Origin of the sequence: Peribacillus sp. NPDC097284 (assembly GCF_044761765.1) — a bacterium.
In the GTDB taxonomy this organism is placed as follows: domain Bacteria; phylum Bacillota; class Bacilli; order Bacillales; family DSM-1321; genus Peribacillus.
Genome location: NZ_JBIWCZ010000004.1, coordinates 174,295 through 193,165, shown reverse-complemented (window position 1 = coordinate 193,165; position 18,871 = coordinate 174,295). Strand labels below are relative to the sequence as shown.

The following is an 18,871-nucleotide window of genomic DNA, read 5'->3' as shown; positions in this document are numbered from 1 at the left end:
CCTTTTATTTCCTGAATTATTTCCTGAGGTTCCTGATCAGGACGGTTATGGATAGGATGAGGATGAGGGTGGCCAGGATATAGGATGTGGTGGTGATTGTCGGATGGGGCGTGCTGTTCCTTACGCCGATTCCGATGATGGCCCAGACGAAGACGAGTGGGTAGCACCAGTCCTTGTTTTTGATGGCAAAGATGAATGCCAGAGCCGTGGCTACGAGTAAGAGGGCGATGGTCCATGCTACATCGGAAATCCCGAAACCATTCCAGCCGATATAGGTCAGATAGTAGGAAATGTTAGCAATGGTCGCGACGCTCACCCATCCTAGATAGACGGAAAAGGGCATCAAGTCGAGAAAGGCATGCCTCACTTTTATAATGTTTGTGTAAATGACAATCAAGGTCAATAAAAGTGTAATGATGATGATGACGGATAACAGGAAGTATTCGTAATGCCAAGCTAATAGCCAGGCTCCGTTAAATATACAGCTTAAGGCGAACCATGGGAAAGAGACCATATATGCGGGACTTGTTTTGTGTTTCCCCATAAACTGTCTGGCTACCCAGATGGCAAGAAGAAAATAAATCAATCCCCATATCGAGAATACATAGCCGGCTGGGGTAAAAAGAACGTCCAGTTTCCCGGAAACTTCCCCTGAGGTTTGGCCGTTGAAGGGAAGGTAATTAGCCAGGAAGTTCATCGTGATGACGAATAGATAGGCAACAAGGTTGATAAGAACAATTAGCATGTGTCTTCCTCCTTTGAATGAAATTGGGACATATTATCTTATTCCTTTTAAATTGGAGAGATAACCTTTTTTAGCACATCGGAAGGAAGGATTCTTACTTAGTGGAGAAAAGATGGTATTCAATTGTCTGTAAAGGGATAAAGGTACAACACGTCTAAAAAATAAGGACCTTGCTACTTTTATTGCAGCAAGGTCCTTTAAGGGTGTTTAATTAATTAGTGAAATTAGGATTTAGCGTTAACAACCGTTTCATCCTTTTTTTCGGGGGTTACATATTCTTCTTTTAATATGGAATAATAGGCGCTGTCTAATAATGTACCCTTCGTCATGTGGCTTTTACGGTGAATCCCTTCACACTTCATGCCTAAGCGATCCAATACTTTCCCGGATGCGGCATTTATCACATCACATTCAGCAAATACTCGCTCCAAATCCAAAACATTGAAGGCTAATTCCAGTATTGATTTTCCCGCTTCGGTCATATAGCCTTTACCCCAGAAATTCCGGTTTAAAGTATAACCCAGTTCTCCACATTTGTTCGATTCATGCACTCTGAATTCGATAGCCCCAATCATTTTGTTGTCTTCCTTTAACACGAGTGCATATTTGCCGATAGGCTCTTCCAAGAAATAGTTCGCTATGAAGTTCTTAGTCTGGTCCAAATCTTTATGTTTGTCGTAAAGGTAACGTGTCGTTTCTTCATCAGATGTATATTCATACATATCCTCAGCATCATCAAGCGAAACCGGACGTAAGATGATACGCTCACTTTCGATATGATTGTGCTGAACCATTAAAAGGTTTGTCTTTCCCATTTGAATTCCCCATTTATTCTTGATTTTCCAATTATTATATCATGATATGTCACATTTATAAGAAAATAATGGAATCAAATTTTAGCATCTCACTCTCGGATCGTGTATACGAGATTCATATGATGGCAGGGATCTATTGATATGTAAGCACCACGGCTATAGTCGCTTACATAGGATCGTTTCCTCCTTTTTCTTATAGGAAGTGCTTGCAACTATCGATTCATTTTAGGATAGATGTTTTACATCCGTACTTTAGAGTGTTAAAATAATGGAAGATTCAAAAAAATAGTTAGTCCTTCGGGGTCGGGTGAAAATCCCAACCGGCGGTGATGAAGCAATTCTAAGCCCGCGAGCCTGATAAAGGCAGGATTTGGTGAGAATCCAAAGCCGACAGTACAGTCTGGATGGGAGAAGGACGTGTGAAATCCAAGTGTATACGTACGCCTATTTTTTCAGAATATGAAATGATGGGTTTATTAGGTATACCATTTTTTTCACTCATTTCTCCTGCTAACTCCTTAGGCCATCCTAAGGGGTTTTTTATATGTGTATAAAAGGGGGAGAAACTATGTTTACCGGAATCATTGAGGAGATCGGCACGGTTCATTCCATGAAAAAGGGAAGAAGCAGCATGGAACTGGCCATTTCCTCTAAGAAAGTACTGGAAGATGTCCATCTTGGAGACAGCATTTCCGTTAACGGGGTCTGTTTGACGGTGACTTCCTTCACACAGACTTTATTTACGGTCGATGTGATGCCGGAAACGGTGAAAGCTTCATCGATTCGGACATTGAAACCAGGTTCAGAAGTGAATCTTGAACGTGCGATGAGTGCTAATGGACGTTTCGGCGGCCATTTCGTTTCAGGTCATATCGATGGAACGGGCACCATCATGAAAAAAGAACGAAAAGAAAATGCCGTCTATTATGTGATCCAACTGGAAGAAGGGCTCAGTACATACTGTATGCCAAAAGGATCTGTTGCCATCGATGGGACAAGCTTGACGATATTCGGCATCGAGGGAAATTTGCTGACTGTATCACTCATTCCCTTGACCCATCAGGATACCATTTTGGGCAGGAAGGCGGCAGGCGATATCGTAAACATTGAAAACGACATGTTAGGGAAATATATCATACATCAAATGAAAAACAGCGAATCAAAACCAGGACTGGATTTAGCATTCTTGTCTAAGCATGGATTCTAATAAATGGAGGTGTACAGGATGTTCCATACCATTGAAGAAGCGATTGAAGATTTGAAAGCTGGGAAAGTAATCATCATTTCCGATGATGAAGACCGCGAAAATGAAGGAGATTTCGTGGTGCTTGCAGAAAAGGCGACACCCGAAGCCATCAACTTTATGGCGACGCATGGCCGTGGGTTGATTTGTACGACGATTACCGAACAGTTGGCGAAAAAGCTGAACTTGCATCCGATGGTCAATGATAACACCGATCATCATGGGACGGCCTTCACCGTAAGTATCGATCATAAAAGCACGTCTACAGGTATCAGTGCGTTCGAACGGTCCCTGACCATTCTCGAGCTCTTGAAGGAAGATTCGGTTGCCGAGGACTTTCAACGCCCGGGGCACACTTTTCCGTTGATAGCCAAGGCAGGGGGCGTGTTAAGCCGCACGGGACATACGGAAGCCTCCGTCGACTTGGCCAAGTTATGTGGGGCTGCTCCAGCAGGTGTCATTTGTGAAATCATGAATGAAGATGGAAGCATGGCACGTGTATCCGACTTGGAACTAATTGCGGATAAATTCAACCTGAAATTCATTACGATTGCGGACTTGGTACAATACCGTAAGCAAAAGGAATCATCGCAAGAACAGGTATACATTCAAAATGCATGATGTTTTTAAAATGAGGAGGAAATAGACATGGGGAAAATTATCGAAGCACAATTAATCGGATCGGGACTGAAAGTGGGAATCGTGGTTGGAAGGTTCAATGAGTTCATTACAAGCAAGCTATTGGGCGGAGCATTGGATGGTCTGAAACGCCACGGTGTTGACGAAGATGACGTGGACATCGCTTGGGTGCCAGGAGCATTTGAATTGCCGCTCATTGCCAAGAAACTTGTGAACACGGGGAAATACGACGCAGTGATTGGATTAGGGACGGTCATCAGAGGTTCTACTTCGCATTATGATTATGTCTGCAATGAAGCAGCGAAAGGAATGGCCTCCGTTGCTTTGGATACCGGCGTTCCGGTCATCTTCGGATTATTGACGACGGAAAATATCGAGCAGGCCATTGAACGGGCCGGCACGAAATCGGGAAATAAAGGATATGAAGCAGCGGTCAGTGCCATAGAAATGGCGAACCTTGGAAAACTGATTGAACAATAAATTAGATAGAAAGCCGCGGAAGGGCAACCATCCGCGGCTTTCTTCTTGAACAAATTACTTCTCGCTGACTGTCAGCTTTTCCAGGCTTCTTAAAAGGTCTTCAAAACTGGAGAAATTACTTTCCATTTGGGTAATGAGGGTATTCTGATCCACCACGCTCGCGGCGACTTCCTCAAGGGAAGCGGCATTTTCCTGTACGATGCTGGCAATATTGGTCACTTCATTCGTTGCCGTACTCGAGTTTTGCGTCAAAGCTTGAAGCATGGTTTGAAGTTTGATCGATTGTTCCATGACTTGGAGCGTGTTTCCTTCCATCTCTTTGAAAACGTGTTCGACATCTTCGGACTTATCCTTTATCATGCCTGCAACGTCCAAGCTCTGATTCACGCCATCTGTCACCTCATTAGACTTGATGGAGATATGATGTAAGATTTGCTGGATTTGATTGGTTGCCTGTCGGCTGTTTACAGCAAGCTTCCTGATCTCATCCGCAACCACGGCAAAGCTCTTCCCATGTTCCCCCGCTCGTGCCGCCTCGATGGAGGCATTCAAGGAAATTAAGTTTGTTTGGTCCGAGATGTCTTCGATTGATGCCAGAATCGTTTGGATCTGCTTATTTTGTTGATTCAATTCTTCCATTAAGAAGGCGGTCTGTTTAGCCTTTTCCCCCACGGATATAATATCTTGGGCAAGGATGATCATCGCCTGACGTCCATCTTTGGTGCTGGATTCATTTTCTACCGTATGGACTTTCATTTTATCGGATGCAAGGGTGGCCTGTTGAACTTCTACATCGAATGAATCGATGGAATCTTTCACTTCATTGGCGCTTAATGCTTGGGATTCAATATTCCTTGTGACTTCTATAAAGGCATTCGTGATTTCCTTGGAGATATTTCCAGTGACTTGGACATTGGCTTGCAACTCATTGTAAAAGTCGGTCAATCCATGAACGGATTTTGTGATTTCGTCAAGCATGTCCTTTGTCTTGATTTCCGCTTGTCGGCTCTTTGCAAGCTCGACCAAGGCGACATTAATCGAAGCACTACCGATTAAACTGAAAAAGACGGATAAAATGGCAGTTAAAATAAATAAAAGAATGATACCAAGTACAGTGACGCCCTTTTCAGATAAAACCATGGAAAAAGGTTCTGACCATAAAATCAGGTAAATCAGGAACCCTGAATATAGGACGATCGACAAGATGACATGATAATAATCGTAATAAATGGACGCAAAAAGAAGCCCTAGATATAACAGGACCAATGACAAAGGGCTGCTAGACTGGATGATGATCGAAGCGAATAAAAGGTTGATCGTGATGCCGATAAGATAGGGCACCCCGAGTGTCCATTTTTTTTGCTTGATCAAAATGGAGGCCACAACGGCGGGGATGATGCTAAAAAGGGCAATGATTCCAATGTTTAGAGTCGGTATGCCGACTGTGAATGATAATAGGAGGCCGGCAGCAATCGTGAATAGTGTATAGATGATGATGGCCGAGTGTCTTGAGTTATTTATTATTTCTCTTGATGCACGATCTGATCTGAACTGATACATTGTCATACCTCGATTTCTATTTAGTAACTCATCTATATTACGATGTAAATATTACAAAATAAAGAAAAAAATTGAAGGTGGTCGATTTTTTTTTACGTTCAAAGCGGTTTTGGGTGGAACCGTGTTAAAATAGTCGGATGTGATTATGCTACAATTGTAAAGATTGCAATTGAAAATCATTTCTTAGGGAAAAGTAAATATATTAGTTTTTAGGAGGGGTTTATGTGTACTATCTTTTTACACATAATGATTTAGACGGGGTCGGCTGCGGAATCGTCGCGAAGCTTGCATTCGGGGAAGACGTGGTAGTTAGCTACAATTCAATCGGCCGCCTTAATCAGAATGTCGAAGCATTTCTTGAGCAGGCGAATATCGAGGATACATTGATTGTTACCGATCTTTCGGTAAATGAAGATAATGAAAAAATGATTACGCAATTCGTTGAAGATGGAGGACATGCACTTTTAATCGACCATCATAAGTCGGCGCTGCATTTGAATGAACATGACTGGGCATCTGTTACGGTTGAACAGGAAGACGGCAAACAAACGGCAGCCACTTCTTTATTCTATCAATATGCGGTGGATCAAAAGTGGCTGGAGCCTTCCCGGATTTTCTCTGAATTCGTTGAATTGGTTCGACAATATGATACATGGGAATGGCAGGCCAATAATAATGTAACGGCCAAACGGTTGAATGACTTATTCTTCATGATTCCGATTGAAGAATTCGAAACGAAGATTGCACATAAGCTCTCATCAGCTGAAAGCTTCGCGTTTGATGAAGTGGAACAGACTCTTTTGGGAGTGGAAGAGAGTCGTGTGGATCGGTACATAAATAGGAAAAAAAGAGAAGTGTATCAGGCTACGGTCGGTCCTCATACAGTTGGGGTGGTCCATGCCGAGTCTTATCATTCAGAATTGGGTAATGAGCTATCAAAAGAATTTTCCCATCTCGATTATATTGCGATCCTTATGGTCGGAAGCAAAAGAATCAGTTTCCGCACCATCCATGATGAGATAGATGTAGCTGAGGTTGCAGGGAAATATGATGGGGGCGGCCATCAAAAAGCCGCAGGTTGTACGATGTCCGAAAAAGCATACAGCCAATTCGTCGAGAAGACCTTCTTCTCTGAACCGATTAAGCGCGACGCTCATAAGAACCAATTGAATGTGAAGAATTCACCAGAAGGTTGCCTATATTCAACGAGAGATAAACAGGATATCTTCATTTATGAAAATGATGAAGAAGAAGAGTGGATCATTGAAGTGAATGGAAAACTGATAAAGAAATCGTTTGATACGTTCGAGGAAGCGGAAAAATACACGAAACGTAAATATGTAGCCTGGCTTGCGAACGATGAAAGATACGAAGAGTTTGTGAATAGAGGGTAAGGCAATGCAGCTGTCCAAATTTGGGCGGCTGTTATTTGCAGTTGTTATATGGAGGGAAAAAAACGAGGGTAGTACCTTAGTTCTTTTCTCCTAAAAACGCTTGACAAAGATTCGATTATACTGAATAATCTTATTGTTAAGTAGTTGATAACGATTATCAATTTCAGCGTGAAAGGGGAGGTAATGATTACATGCGAATGAACGTTAGTAACGTTGAAGTTGGATACGACAAAAAAGTGATCGTTAACGGCTTGACGATTGAAATTCCCGATGGCCAAATTACTACAATCATAGGATCTAATGGGTGTGGAAAATCAACGTTATTAAAAGCTTTAACAAGAATCATTCCCTATCAAAATGGACAGGTCTTTCTTGATGGAGCAGAAATACAAAAAAAGAATACGAAAGAATTGGCGAGGGAACTGTCGATCTTGCCACAAACACAGGATAGTGCAGTAGGACTTTTAGTCGAGGAACTGGTTTCATATGGTCGTTTTCCATATCAATCAGGGTTCGGTGGCCTAAAAAAAGAAGACAAAGAAATCATTGATTGGGCCATGAAGTCTACTAATACATATGAATTTAGACACAACTCTGTAGATGAACTTTCCGGAGGTCAAAAACAGCGGGTGTGGATTGCCTTGGCACTTGCGCAAAACACGGACATCATTTTTTTGGATGAGCCTACAACCTATCTGGACATGGCCCATCAACTTGAAGTATTGGAACTTTTGCAGAACTTGAATGAAAAGGAAAATCGGACCATTGTGATGGTTCTACATGATTTGAATCATGCAGCCCGGTTTTCACATTTCATGATCGCTCTTGAGAGTGGGAATTTAATAAAAGCGGGCACACCAGAAGAAGTGATGAGTCCAGATGTACTGAAGAAAGTGTTTAAAATTGACGCGGAAATCAGTAAAGACCCCCGTACAGGTAAACCAGTTTGCATCACATACGATCTAATAAAAGGAGAATGAACATGAAAAAATGGCTTTTATTCTTAGTTGCAGCATTAATGGTTATTTTAACGGCTTGTGGAAATGATGAATCATCGACTAAAGAAACATCGCAAGGCAAGGATGATGCAAAAAAATCGGGTACGATCAGCTATAAATCGGAAAACGGTACGGTTAAAGTTCCCGCCGATCCAAAACGCGTAGTCGTTTTATCGTTATTCGTGGGAGATTTAATGGAAATGGGTATCAACGTAGTAGGTATGGATTCATGGTCAAAAGATAACCCGGATTTCGCTAAAAAATATCCGGATGCTGAAGTGGTAGCGAGCACGGATTATGAGAAAATCATTGAACTTGATCCAGATTTGATCATCGGTTCTAATGATGTGGAAGACGTTAAAAAATTACAAGAAATTGCACCAACCGTAATCTTCACATACGGTGCTTTGAATTACATCGACCAACGTATCGAAGTGGGTAAAGTAGTCAATAAAGAAGAGGAAATGACTAAGTGGGTTAAAGATTTCCAAGCACGTTCGAAAGTAGTAGGAGACAAAATCAAAGATAAAATCGGAGAAGATGCTACTATAACGGTTGCTGGTAACTCTGATAAGCAAATCTATTTATTTGGCGATAGCTGGGGACGTGGAACGGAAATCCTGTATCAGGAAATGGGATTGAACATGCCAAAGGCTGTTAAAGATGTTGCCCTTGAGCCTGGATTTTTTGGAATTTCCGAAGAAGTATTAGGTGACTATGTTGGGGATTATTTAGTTCTTAATTTAGTGAAAGAAGGACAAGATACTTCATTCATGGACTCTACTTGGTACAACAAAATACCGGCGGTTAAAGATAAAAAGGTATTTTATGCGGAAGGTTCTGCATTCTATTTCGCCGATGCCCATTCTTTCGATAAACAACTAGACTTCTTCGAAGAATCTTTTCTAGGTAAATAAGGGGAGATTCGATGAAAGTCTCCTATTCTATTATAAGCAAAATGGTTTTATCGTTCGTTGTTTTGATGGTGGTCGTGGTCTTGGCGTTAGGGTATGGTGCAGCAAATACGAGTTTTCAAGATTTATATGAAGCTGTTATCGGAAGAAGCGGTGGACCCTATTATGATGTGCTAAGAGAAATTCGTCTTCCTCGTGTCATCGCGGCATTCTTCGTGGGAGCCGCGTTGGCAGTTGCCGGGGCCATCATGCAAGGGATGACAAGGAATCCTCTTGCCGATCCGGGTCTACTCGGTCTGACTTCAGGTGCTACTTTAGCTCTTACCCTGGTCTTGGCCTTCATTCCCGGAATCACCTTCTTAATGCTTATGTTCAGTTCTTTTATAGGTGCAATGATTGGTATGCTACTTGTATTTGGAATAGGTATCACGTCTAGAAACGGTTTATCTCCGCTAAAGCTCGTTTTAGCGGGAGCGGCCGTTTCTCTCTTTTTACAGGCCATTTCAAGTGGTATAGCCATTCTTTTCAATGTATCGAAAAATGTCAGTACATGGACGGCTGGAGGGTTGATCAGCACAACATGGGATGCTTTGATCATTGTCCCCTTCATCATCTTTGGTTTAGTGTTGGCGACTGTCTATAGCAAACCATTGACCGTCCTTAGCTTAAATGAAGAAGTGGCGAAAGGGCTTGGACAGAAGACGAAGAAGATCAAAGTGATTTTGATGTTCGTGGTCATCGTTTTAGCAGGAACGGCAGTAGCCCTGATAGGGAATTTGTCGTTCGTGGGCTTATTCATTCCACATATCGTCCGGAAGATCGTGGGGGCGGATTACCGTTTGATCATCCCGATGTCGATTATAATCGGCGGGGCCTTCATGGTTCTAACGGATTTCATTAGTAGAATCGTAATTGCTCCATTGGAAATCCCCATTGTTGCATTGGTCTCATTAATCGGGTTCCTATTCTTCCTGGTCTTGGTAAAGAAAGGAGGTCGAACTTTCTTTGCGTAAAAAAAGTAATGTACGATGGATGTATAGCTTAACGACCCTTTTACTGATCATAAGTATCCTTGCCGGCATCAGCTTAGGACCTTCCTCAGTCGGTATCTCTCAAATCATTCCGACGATATTGGGGGATGGGACATTCAAAGAGGAATTCATTCTCTTTTCCGTTCGGTTTCCTCGCGTCCTGGTCCTAACTTTAGCAGGGATGTCGCTGGCATTATCCGGTGCCATTTTACAGACATTGACCAAAAATGATCTGGCTGATCCAGGTATTATCGGTATCAATGCTGGAGCAGGGGTTGCAATTACCTTATTTTACTTGTTCGTTGACGCCAATTTAGACTCCTATACCTATCAGTTACCGGCAGTAGGTTTCTTAGGTGGGATCATTACAGCCGGGCTGATCGTCCTCTTCACGTTGGACAGGAAAAACGGTATCCAGCCGATCAAGCTCGTGCTGATGGGTGTCGGGTTTGCCTCGGCGTTATCGGGATTAATGATCATCTTGGTTTCAGGCGCTAAACAGGAGGATGTCCAATTCATCTCCAAATGGCTCGCAGGGAATATATGGGGAGCCGATTGGCCCTTTATTCTAGCGCTTCTTCCCTGGCTACTGGTGGCGATACCGTTTTTACTTTGGAAGCAAAAGGCAATGAATCTCCTCGCTCTTAATGAAACGGTGGCGAAAGGGTTGGGCGTTTCCCTGAACCGGGATCGGGCCCTTTTGCTGATCATTGCGGTAGCACTGGCGGCTTCAGCGGTTTCGGTCGTTGGGAGTATTAGTTTCATTGGATTGATTGCTCCTCATATCGCCAAACAGTTGGTCGGTTCCAAGCATCAGAGCTTTTTATTCTTATCTCCCATAATTGGTGCAGCCATCTTAGTTTTCGCTGATACAATAGGCCGCATCATTTATAGTGAACAAACCATTCCAGCTGGAATCATCGTCGCTATTATCGGAGCTCCTTACTTCCTATACTTATTAAGGAAGACAGCTTGATCGGATTGAAAAACCAGGTTTCCATTATAGGAACCTGGTTTTTTCTTTATCGTTTTAAAGGTACGGGATGTACGAGTGTTCGAGACTTCTTTTGAGGTGTGGTATTTTGACGGTGTAGAATCGCATTGATTTCGCCGCCGAGCATTAAGATCAAACCGGTCAGGTACAGCCATAACATTAAAACGATGACGCCCCCTAAACTGCCGTACGTGGACGAATAATTAGCGAAATTGCTGACATAAAAGGAAAAACCGATGGAGATGACAAACCAGAGTATTGTGGCCGTAATTGCACCCGGAATGACGTGTTTGAACGGGAAGTTCTTATTCGGTGCGTAACGGTATAGAATGGCTAGCACGAAAGAGATAACCGCAACGGCGATCACCCATCGCAATATACTGAATAGACTTTGTGTTTCTTCTGGAAGGGACACGACTTGTTCCATTAAATCGATGAGTACTTTCCCAAAGACGGGAAGAACCAGCATCACGATAAATGCAAAGACCAATCCTAATGTTAACAGGATGGAAATGAGGCGAGCCTTGATGAAGCTGCGCGTTTCTTCCACATCATAGGCAATGTTCATCGAATGAATAAATGCATTCATTCCATTCGAAGCGGACCAGATGGTACCAAGGATACCAAAGGTCAGCAAGCCGCCATTCCGTTCATTCAATATCTTGATGATATTCTCTTCGATGGTTTTCATCGTTTCCGATGGCATGAATGTCTTTAACGTATCCAAAGCTGTTTGCGTATCGATGTTCAAGTATGGCAAAATCGACAGCAATAAAATGAGCAAAGGGAATAGTGCGAGGAGGTAATAGTATGCCTGTTCAGCTGCCAATCCTGTGACACGATCCTCCTTGACTTCCTTGATGAGTTTCTTGCTAAAATCAATCGACTTATTCAATCGGCATCACTCCTGAAAAGTTTCTTCGTTTATCTGCTTCTTTTCCCTCAGATCGGGTACCTTAACCCTCCTGAGAGTAAATATTGTAAAGCAGTTACCCATTTACTATTCGAAAATCTCTTCCAACATGTCTATGGGATGGAAAATAAGAAGGGATGACTAGGTGGGAGTCGGCACATCTTGCAAGTTAGTAATCTAAGAAACTCAGAGAATATCGAAAAAGGTCCAGACGTAGGTGTCTGGACCTTTTTGATTAGCCTTCTTTTTGTTGTTCTTTTTGGACTTTTGGCGGCGTCCATTTGAAGATTTTATTGAGGATATTATATATATGCTTGGATTCTTTCGTAAGGACTGGTCCAAGAATCGCTAATGTCAGCACATATAATGCCGCAAACGGGGTTAGGATAGGCATCAAACCGCCAGCAATGCCTAGGTTTGCGAGAATGATGGAGAATTCACCGCGTGAAACGATCGTCAAGCCGATATTGGCTGAGGCTTTATGGGACAAACCGGATTTACGTCCAGCAATCATACCAGCAACGAAGTTACCGATAATGGTAATGATGACGGCTCCAAGTACCATCCAGACTGCTCCACCTAGCGTTGTCGGATCGATACTCAATCCAAAGCTGAAGAAGAATATGGCTCCAAAGAAGTCCCTGAAAGGAATGACAAGTTTTTCGATGCGGTCACTATGTTCCGTTTCAGAAAAGACGAGTCCGAGCAGTAATGCGCCGATTGCTTCTGCAACATGAATCGTTTCAGAGAAACCTGCGATAAAGAACAGTAAGGCGAATACGACAATGATGAAAATCTCATCAGAGGTAATATTGAATAATTTGTTGAGGAAACCGGATGCTTTTCGAGCGATGACGAAAAATAATAGCATATATCCGATTGCGATAAACGTAGATAATAATGTTCCCCAGACTGAACCGGATGAGCTTAATACCAATCCTGATACGACGGATAAATAAACGGCAAGGAATATATCTTCAAACATGATGATTCCCAGGATAAGTTCCGTTTCGTTATTACCGGTCCTTCTTAAATCAACAAGTACTTTGGCTACTATGGCACTTGATGAAAAGCTGATGATCCCGGTTAAAATGAGGACTTCTTTCAGTGGAAGACCCATGAGGAAACCATAAGCCATCGCTAAACCAACGTTTATGACAATATAGATGGATCCGCCTGTCACGATGTTTTTTCCGGATTTCATCAATTTTTTTACAGAAAATTCAAGTCCTAAATAGAATAGAAGGAAAAGAATACCGACTCTTCCGAGGAAGGCAATGATCTCTTCACTTTCGATGAAGCGTAAATCGATCATTCCAAAATGCGGGGCATGAGGTCCTACCAACATGCCGACGATAATTAAGATGGGTACATTCGATATTTTGAATTTCCCTGCTATGAGAGCTGCGGCTGCAACCAATAATAGGGCCGTTCCTACTTCGAAGACTAAGTGATCCATATGTACTTAGTCACTCCTTTCGTCGGTCAGTAATTCTCTAATCAGATTTTTGATGTCTTTTCTTTCACCAGAGATGACCAGCGTGTCGCCTGCAGCAATGATTGAATCAGGACCTGGGTTATTCAGTTGTTTTTTCCCTTTTTTCGAATGGGCGATAACCGTCACGTTGTAATTGTTACGAATGTCAATGTCACCAATCGTTTGGTTAATCGCTTTGGAACCTGGTTCCACTTTGAACCATTCGATGACCAAGTCACCTAATGACATTTCGATTGTTTCGAGTGCCTGTGGTTTATAAATCATACCGCCGATGATGGACGCCATTTGACGCGCTTCCTGATCATTGAGTGTGATGCTTGAAATAACATCCTCATGATCGGTATCAAAGTGGTATAACTCCCTACGGCCATCATCGTGAATGACAATCACTAATTTTTCATCATTTCTCGTGATAATCTCGAATTTCTGGCCTATACCAGGAAGTTCGCTTTCTCTAATTTTCACTTGAATTCCTCCTTAAAATGGTGGTTTGAGATTACAAAAGATAGAAATATGCTATAAATTCACGTCGATGATCGTCTTGAATTTACTCTCCTTGGAGATGCCAATGTACTTCAGTGTCTCGGATGGACTAGAATGATGGTAATGCTTTTGGATTAAGGCGAGGGAGACCCCTTGCTTATAGGCGTGATATCCAAATGTCTTACGCATTGAACTGGCCCCATATTTACCAATCAATCCGGCACCTTCCACGGCATCATGGATGATTCGGTGTGCCTGTTGGCGTGTGATCGGTTTTTTTGTCTTAGGTGATAAAAACAAAAATTGGCCTTCCATCACTTTCGAGTCTTTGATGTATTCTTGTAAAGCTGTCCGGACTTTCTGATTCAAATAGATTTGAGTGACCTCGTCATTTTCCAAGCGGTGCTCATAAAACTCTTTAACTTTACCCGTTTCATCGAGAACGCTTGCCACGGTCACTTCCAACATCTCATTGATTTTCATTCCCGTATTGATTCCTAAAACAAATAACAAATAATCGCGGCTGGAGTGAGATCGCAAGTAACTTTTGATCTTGCTGATTTCATTGACATCCTTAAAGGCTTCTACATATTCCATAATTCTTCTCCTCTTACCAATGTAACTTAATTATATTATAACACAAGTTATGTTACATTGCATCCAATGATGCTTGTTACTAAAACTCTGTTTTTTGGCGTTGCCCTTCATGGTCTTGTAAATGCTTCGTGGCAAGTAGTGAAATCAGGAGGATGAGTTCAAATCCGTTCATGTACGCATCGCTTTTGATAGGGAGAGGAACGGCGCTACCGATGGTCATGATGACCGTACCTAACAAATACCATATCCATTTTTGTTTTCGCCAGATCAAGAACCCCGAAATAATCAGTACGAGGGAGATGATCAATACCATGATGGGCGGTCCGCTCGTCGGCTCTGAACTGGTATAACTTAAAACCCCATACTTCCAATCGGCCTCCAGTTTAAGCCCAAGCGTTTCAGTGAATAATTCAAAGCATATTAGGGCGATCACCAATACGTAACTGATATACTTGGCAAGTTTTCTTTGGGCCCACGCGATGTCGGCCTTTTTCAGGGAATCCCAAGCAAAGAGAACTAATGTGGGCGTGAAGAGGGCATGTCCCCAAAAGCGGGCATAGCTGATTGATTCCAGAAAGTGCCCCATTCCGATATACCGTCCGAGTGCGAGCAGGGTGTTATCCACGATTAGCCCGAAAATCACGAGTAAGAGAACGTTGGAAGCAGAGAGCCATCCGTTTTTATTAGCGAGGGTGATTCCCCAAATGAAAAGGGCCACATATCCGGCTAGATAGAAGAAGTAAAGAAAAGTATCCAAATTCTGGCCTCCTTTTTTTATGTATTCTTTACTGAATGGAAAAGAAATATATCTGGCATGGCTAAATAGCTTTTTAGGCATGAAAAAGAGGGAACCCCCTAATAAGGATTCCCTCTCGCATACTATCAATAAACGGCTTTTTGTAATTTGGTAATGATCTCGAGTGAACGACCTGTCCCAATGGCAACAGATTCAAGCGGACTATCGGCAAGCTCGACGGGCACGATGAGTTCTTTCATCAACCAATCTTGCATCCCGCTAAGCAAGGCTCCGCCCCCGGAAAGGACCACGCCTTGGTCGACGATGTCCCCACTTAATTCAGGAGGGCATTCTTCCAACGTGGAACGGATGGCTTCTAAAATATGAAGCAAGGATTCTTGAATGGCTTCCTGAACTTCCAAGGACGTAATCGTAATGGGCTTTGGAAGACCCGTCACGAGGTCACGCCCCCTGACTTCCATGGTCAATGGAGAATGGTCGATGAGCGCGTAGCCGATTTCCATTTTTATTTGTTCGGCAGTTCGTTCCCCAATCAATATGTTATGTTTTTTTCTTACATATTGACAGATATCCTCATCCAGTTGATCGCCACCGATACGGACCGAATTACATGAAACGACTCCACCATACGAGATGATCGCTACCTCAGTCGTACCGCCACCAATGTCGACGATGACATTCGCGACCGGTTCTTCTACAGGAAGTCCAGCTCCTATGGCAGCAGCAACGGGCTCTTCGATCAGATGAACCTGTTTGGCTCCGCAATTTTTAACCGCATCCTGAATGGCCCTTCTTTCAACGGATGTGGAACCGGATGGCGTACATACGACCACATTCGGTTTACGGATCGATAAGCCGATCGCCTTGCTAGCTTTTTTCATGATTTCCTTAAGCATTTGTGCGGTCACATCGAAATCCGCAATGACCCCGTCTTTCAATGGGCGGATGGCGACGATATGGCCAGGTGTCTTCCCAATCATATTCTTCGCTTCCAGGCCGACTGCCAACACTTTATTAGTCACTATATCTATGGCCACTACAGATGGCTCATTGAATATGATTCCTTTGTTTTTACTGTAAACGAGTGTATTTGCCGTTCCTAAGTCTATACCAATTTCTGTATTTAACATCTAGTCACCCCTCCATAAGAGTTTTGACCCCTATATAATGATTCTACCTCTAATGGTAAGTTTATGGGGGTAGGAAATGGAGTTAGATTATGGAATCTGGACTTTCGCCTTTTCATACAGGGAAAACATGATGAAATATAGAACGGCACTCAAGACGGCCAGCATACTGATCATGAGGAATGTCCCATTATATCCAATCCACCCTGTCATCGGTATGGCTAGTGGAGCAAGCATTCTACCGATGGTGAAACGTAAGCTTGATGCAGCGAAATACTGGCCACGCATATGTGCTGGGGCCAATTTCGAAACAAATCCTTGCTGGATGCCGGCCGTTAATAGCTCGGCGATGGAAAATAGGGCGATGGCGATGAATAATCCCCAAACCCATTGGGTCGCACCAAATAAAATCATGGAAAAACTGTATATCAGAGAAGAGATGATGAATATATTTCTTTCTTTATACATGGATGCCCATTTCGTGACGGTGATGGTTAAGAGGGCCACGAATAATCCATTTTCCGCAAGCAAGAACCCGAAAATCTGCTCTTCCTGCAGTGTGATCGAAAATATGGATTGCGGATCGACCATTTCATTAATATAGACAGGGAACAAAAGGTCGAGTTGCATGAACGTTTGATAGACCAAGACGCCTGCGATGATGAAAAGTAGAAACACCTTATCACGGAAAATGACTTGATAGTCTCGTAGTTGGTTCAGTAAAAAAGAGAATCCGTTAACCCTTTTTCCCAATCCCTTTTCCTGAATGGATAGGAGAGCCGTTTCTTTGACCCATGTTTGCAGGATGAAACCTAACAGGATATTGATGATGGCAGCAAGGGCTAACAGTTCGAAACGGTGGGTCGCATAAAAAATCCCTCCCAAAATCGGACCTATGACCACGGCAATATTGATGGATGTATAAAATACGGCGAAGACGCCACTGCGGTCTTTTTCTGGAATCACATCAGCGACCATTGCCTGGCTGGCAGGGTTATAAAAGGCGCTGAATATGCTGACGGCGGTGAAGCTGATAAACCCGATGCTGGGCGAATCCAGCCAAGGGGAGCTCGCCCATGCAAAGAATATGTAGGCAATGCCTTGGCCGAAGGTGGAAATGACCATCATCCGCTTTCTTCCGAATCGATCAGCACAATATCCCCCGAATAAATTGGCCACAACCGCAAAGAACTGCGAGAAAATCAGCAGTAATCCAGCAGTTGTTTTCCCGAATGATTCGGAGAAGTAAATCGCAAGGAACGGAAAAAACATCCAAAATGATATATTGACGACAGATTCCCCGGCAAGGCGAATCTTTAAGTTCGTATCCCAATCTCGTAAACGCATAGTAGAATTCCCATACTTTCTGTTATTTTCCCCATCATACTCTGAGTTTGAAATGAAGACAAGACAAGGGATAAATTCCGTCAAATAAGTTATGGTACTATGTAAGTGGAATTTTTATAGATAAGAAGGTTATGGAATTGAAGACATTCATATCGGATCATAAGAGTTTAAGAATGACTTTCACAGCTTTACTGGCGTTTCTAGGAGGGTACCTGTTCGACAAACTTGGCATCTATTTACCATGGATGCTCGGACCGTTATTTGTGGTGATGATCGCAAAAATCAAATGGGGACACTCGATGTTGTGGTCGAGAACGCTAAGGAGCACAGGACTGATCATCCTCGGCTTACAACTGGGCAGTTCATTTACGAAACGATCGTTACATGAAATGAGCGAATATTTGCCCGTCATGCTTTTTACCACGGTGGTGCTGATTTTGTTCACCGTAGTAACAGGCTTGTTCGTAGGAAAAAGAATGAACTTATCGATGAGCACCTCGCTTCTTGGAAGCTTCCCAGGAGGCCTGTCTCAAATGGTGATCCTGAGCGAAGAAATGAAAGATAGTGACGAAACGGTTGTCGGCTTCATGCAGACGCTTCGGGTCATTCTCGTCATATCGATCGTACCTTGGCTCGTCACCCATGTCATGTCTGTGGATTCCGAAGCAACGGCGACGATGGCAAAAGGGCCGTTCTTTATGTTTGATTATGACGGGACCTTGGCACTCCTACTGATTGCAGCTCTGGCGTTATTCATTTTCATTGCCATAAAGGTTCATTTCCCACTTCCTTTCCTTTTAGGCCCACTCATTGCGGCGGCTCTGTTCAATTTGACAGGATCTGAAGCACCACATATTCCTGGCTTCTGGTTGAACTTGTCCCAGGTTCTGATTGGTGCCCATCTGGGATTCACATTGAAAGTCGATAATCCACGGCTTTTCAGGAAGATGTTCGCGGTGGTTTTCGTGAGTAATGTTTTGCTAATCGGTTTTTGTTACTATCTTGCGGCTTACTTTTCACCAGTCCTATCCTTGCCGGCCAATGAATTGTTTTTAAGCATGGCCCCCGGTGGTGTGGCAGAAATGGCGGTCACGGCCATGTCCGTTTCCGTTGATGTATCCGTGGTCACAAGCTTTCACTTATTCAGGATTTTATTCATCTTGTTTTTAGTGTCGCCACTCATCAAAGTGCTGGATCGGAGACAGGGAAGACAGAAAAGGCGGGAGTGAGGGCTCCGGTCTTTTCCGTCTGCCTCAATGAAAAAGTTATCATCCATTGGTTTTAATTTCGTAAACGTCATGTGTTCATGATAAGATAAAAAAATTACATACTGGTA

General features: G+C 43.0%; 18 protein-coding genes, 1 pseudogene and 1 riboswitch. Of the genes and pseudogenes, 9 read left to right on the top strand and 10 right to left on the bottom strand.

Annotated features, from left to right (window positions below):
• Positions 1-16: 16 nt before the first annotated feature.
• Both ACIQXU_RS10880 and ACIQXU_RS10875 read right to left on the bottom strand, forming a co-directional pair.
• The gene (locus ACIQXU_RS10880; protein ID WP_402989158.1) at positions 17-745 is read right to left on the bottom strand and encodes a tryptophan-rich sensory protein; all 729 of its coding nucleotides are present in this window, start codon (positions 743-745) and stop codon (positions 17-19) included.
• Between the two features lie 224 nt (positions 746-969).
• The gene (locus ACIQXU_RS10875; protein ID WP_402871885.1) at positions 970-1,560 is read right to left on the bottom strand and encodes a GNAT family N-acetyltransferase; all 591 of its coding nucleotides are present in this window, start codon (positions 1,558-1,560) and stop codon (positions 970-972) included.
• A gap of 289 nt (positions 1,561-1,849) precedes the next feature.
• A riboswitch (FMN riboswitch) is annotated at positions 1,850-1,980 on the top strand.
• A gap of 148 nt (positions 1,981-2,128) precedes the next feature.
• Between ACIQXU_RS10875 and ribE the strand changes: the two genes are divergently transcribed.
• The 3 genes and pseudogenes from ribE to ribH all read left to right on the top strand — a co-directional run bounded on the left by ribE (position 2,129) and on the right by ribH (position 3,922).
• Positions 2,129-2,767 (top strand): riboflavin synthase, encoded by a 639-nt coding sequence (gene ribE / locus ACIQXU_RS10870; RefSeq protein WP_402989155.1) that lies wholly within the window; start codon positions 2,129-2,131, stop codon positions 2,765-2,767.
• Between the two features lie 18 nt (positions 2,768-2,785).
• Positions 2,786-3,388, top strand: a pseudogene (gene ribB / locus ACIQXU_RS10865) (3,4-dihydroxy-2-butanone-4-phosphate synthase); the annotation flags it as partial.
• 63 nt (positions 3,389-3,451) lie between these two features.
• Positions 3,452-3,922, top strand: a complete 471-nt coding sequence (gene ribH, locus ACIQXU_RS10860) for a 6,7-dimethyl-8-ribityllumazine synthase (RefSeq protein ID WP_402871881.1) — start codon at positions 3,452-3,454, stop codon at positions 3,920-3,922.
• A gap of 54 nt (positions 3,923-3,976) precedes the next feature.
• Here the strand turns inward: ribH and ACIQXU_RS10855 are convergent, their stop codons facing one another.
• Positions 3,977-5,482, bottom strand: coding sequence for a methyl-accepting chemotaxis protein (locus ACIQXU_RS10855; RefSeq protein WP_402989153.1), 1,506 nt, complete (start codon positions 5,480-5,482; stop codon positions 3,977-3,979).
• A 224-nt stretch (positions 5,483-5,706) separates the two neighbouring features.
• Here ACIQXU_RS10855 and ACIQXU_RS10850 point away from each other — a divergent pair, with 224 nt between their 5' ends.
• From ACIQXU_RS10850 to ACIQXU_RS10830, 5 genes are all read left to right on the top strand, one after another.
• Positions 5,707-6,876: a DHH family phosphoesterase gene (locus ACIQXU_RS10850; RefSeq protein ID WP_402871875.1), complete on the top strand. Its 1,170-nt coding sequence runs from the start codon at positions 5,707-5,709 to the stop codon at positions 6,874-6,876.
• 191 nt (positions 6,877-7,067) lie between these two features.
• Positions 7,068-7,856 carry an ABC transporter ATP-binding protein gene (locus ACIQXU_RS10845; RefSeq protein ID WP_402871873.1) on the top strand — a complete coding sequence of 263 codons (789 nt, stop codon included), beginning with the start codon at positions 7,068-7,070 and terminating at the stop codon, positions 7,854-7,856.
• A gap of 2 nt (positions 7,857-7,858) precedes the next feature.
• Positions 7,859-8,791, top strand: coding sequence for an ABC transporter substrate-binding protein (locus ACIQXU_RS10840; RefSeq protein ID WP_402871870.1), 933 nt, complete (start codon positions 7,859-7,861; stop codon positions 8,789-8,791).
• Positions 8,792-8,802: 11 nt separating this feature from the next.
• A complete protein-coding gene (locus tag ACIQXU_RS10835) occupies positions 8,803-9,801 on the top strand; it encodes a FecCD family ABC transporter permease (RefSeq protein ID WP_402989150.1) in 999 nt (332 codons plus the stop codon).
• Positions 9,802-9,820: 19 nt separating this feature from the next.
• Entirely contained in the window at positions 9,821-10,795 is a 975-nt protein-coding gene (locus ACIQXU_RS10830) for a FecCD family ABC transporter permease (protein WP_402989409.1), read from the top strand.
• Positions 10,796-10,841: 46 nt separating this feature from the next.
• On the opposite strand, the gene ACIQXU_RS10825 is transcribed toward ACIQXU_RS10830, so the two are convergent.
• From ACIQXU_RS10825 to ACIQXU_RS10795, 7 genes are all read right to left on the bottom strand, one after another.
• Positions 10,842-11,708: a YihY/virulence factor BrkB family protein gene (locus ACIQXU_RS10825; protein ID WP_402871831.1), complete on the bottom strand. Its 867-nt coding sequence runs from the start codon at positions 11,706-11,708 to the stop codon at positions 10,842-10,844.
• Positions 11,709-11,961: 253 nt separating this feature from the next.
• A complete protein-coding gene (locus ACIQXU_RS10820) occupies positions 11,962-13,185 on the bottom strand; it encodes a cation:proton antiporter (protein WP_402871828.1) in 1,224 nt (407 codons plus the stop codon).
• Positions 13,186-13,191: 6 nt separating this feature from the next.
• Positions 13,192-13,689 carry a cation:proton antiporter regulatory subunit gene (locus ACIQXU_RS10815; protein ID WP_402871825.1) on the bottom strand — a complete coding sequence of 166 codons (498 nt, stop codon included), beginning with the start codon at positions 13,687-13,689 and terminating at the stop codon, positions 13,192-13,194.
• A gap of 51 nt (positions 13,690-13,740) precedes the next feature.
• Positions 13,741-14,304, bottom strand: a complete 564-nt coding sequence (locus ACIQXU_RS10810) for a tyrosine-type recombinase/integrase (protein ID WP_402958900.1) — start codon at positions 14,302-14,304, stop codon at positions 13,741-13,743.
• A 79-nt stretch (positions 14,305-14,383) separates the two neighbouring features.
• Positions 14,384-15,061, bottom strand: a complete 678-nt coding sequence (locus tag ACIQXU_RS10805; protein ID WP_402989148.1) for a hypothetical protein — start codon at positions 15,059-15,061, stop codon at positions 14,384-14,386.
• 125 nt (positions 15,062-15,186) lie between these two features.
• Positions 15,187-16,191 (bottom strand): rod-share determining protein MreBH, encoded by a 1,005-nt coding sequence (mreBH, locus tag ACIQXU_RS10800; protein WP_402958904.1) that lies wholly within the window; start codon positions 16,189-16,191, stop codon positions 15,187-15,189.
• 87 nt (positions 16,192-16,278) lie between these two features.
• On the bottom strand, positions 16,279-17,535 hold the full coding sequence (locus ACIQXU_RS10795) for an MDR family MFS transporter (protein WP_402989145.1): 1,257 nt from the start codon (positions 17,533-17,535) through the stop codon (positions 16,279-16,281).
• Positions 17,536-17,672: 137 nt separating this feature from the next.
• Between ACIQXU_RS10795 and ACIQXU_RS10790 the strand changes: the two genes are divergently transcribed.
• Complete coding sequence (locus ACIQXU_RS10790) at positions 17,673-18,764, top strand: AbrB family transcriptional regulator (RefSeq protein ID WP_402989142.1); 1,092 nt, start codon at positions 17,673-17,675, stop codon at positions 18,762-18,764.
• The last annotated feature ends 107 nt before the right edge of the window (positions 18,765-18,871 follow it).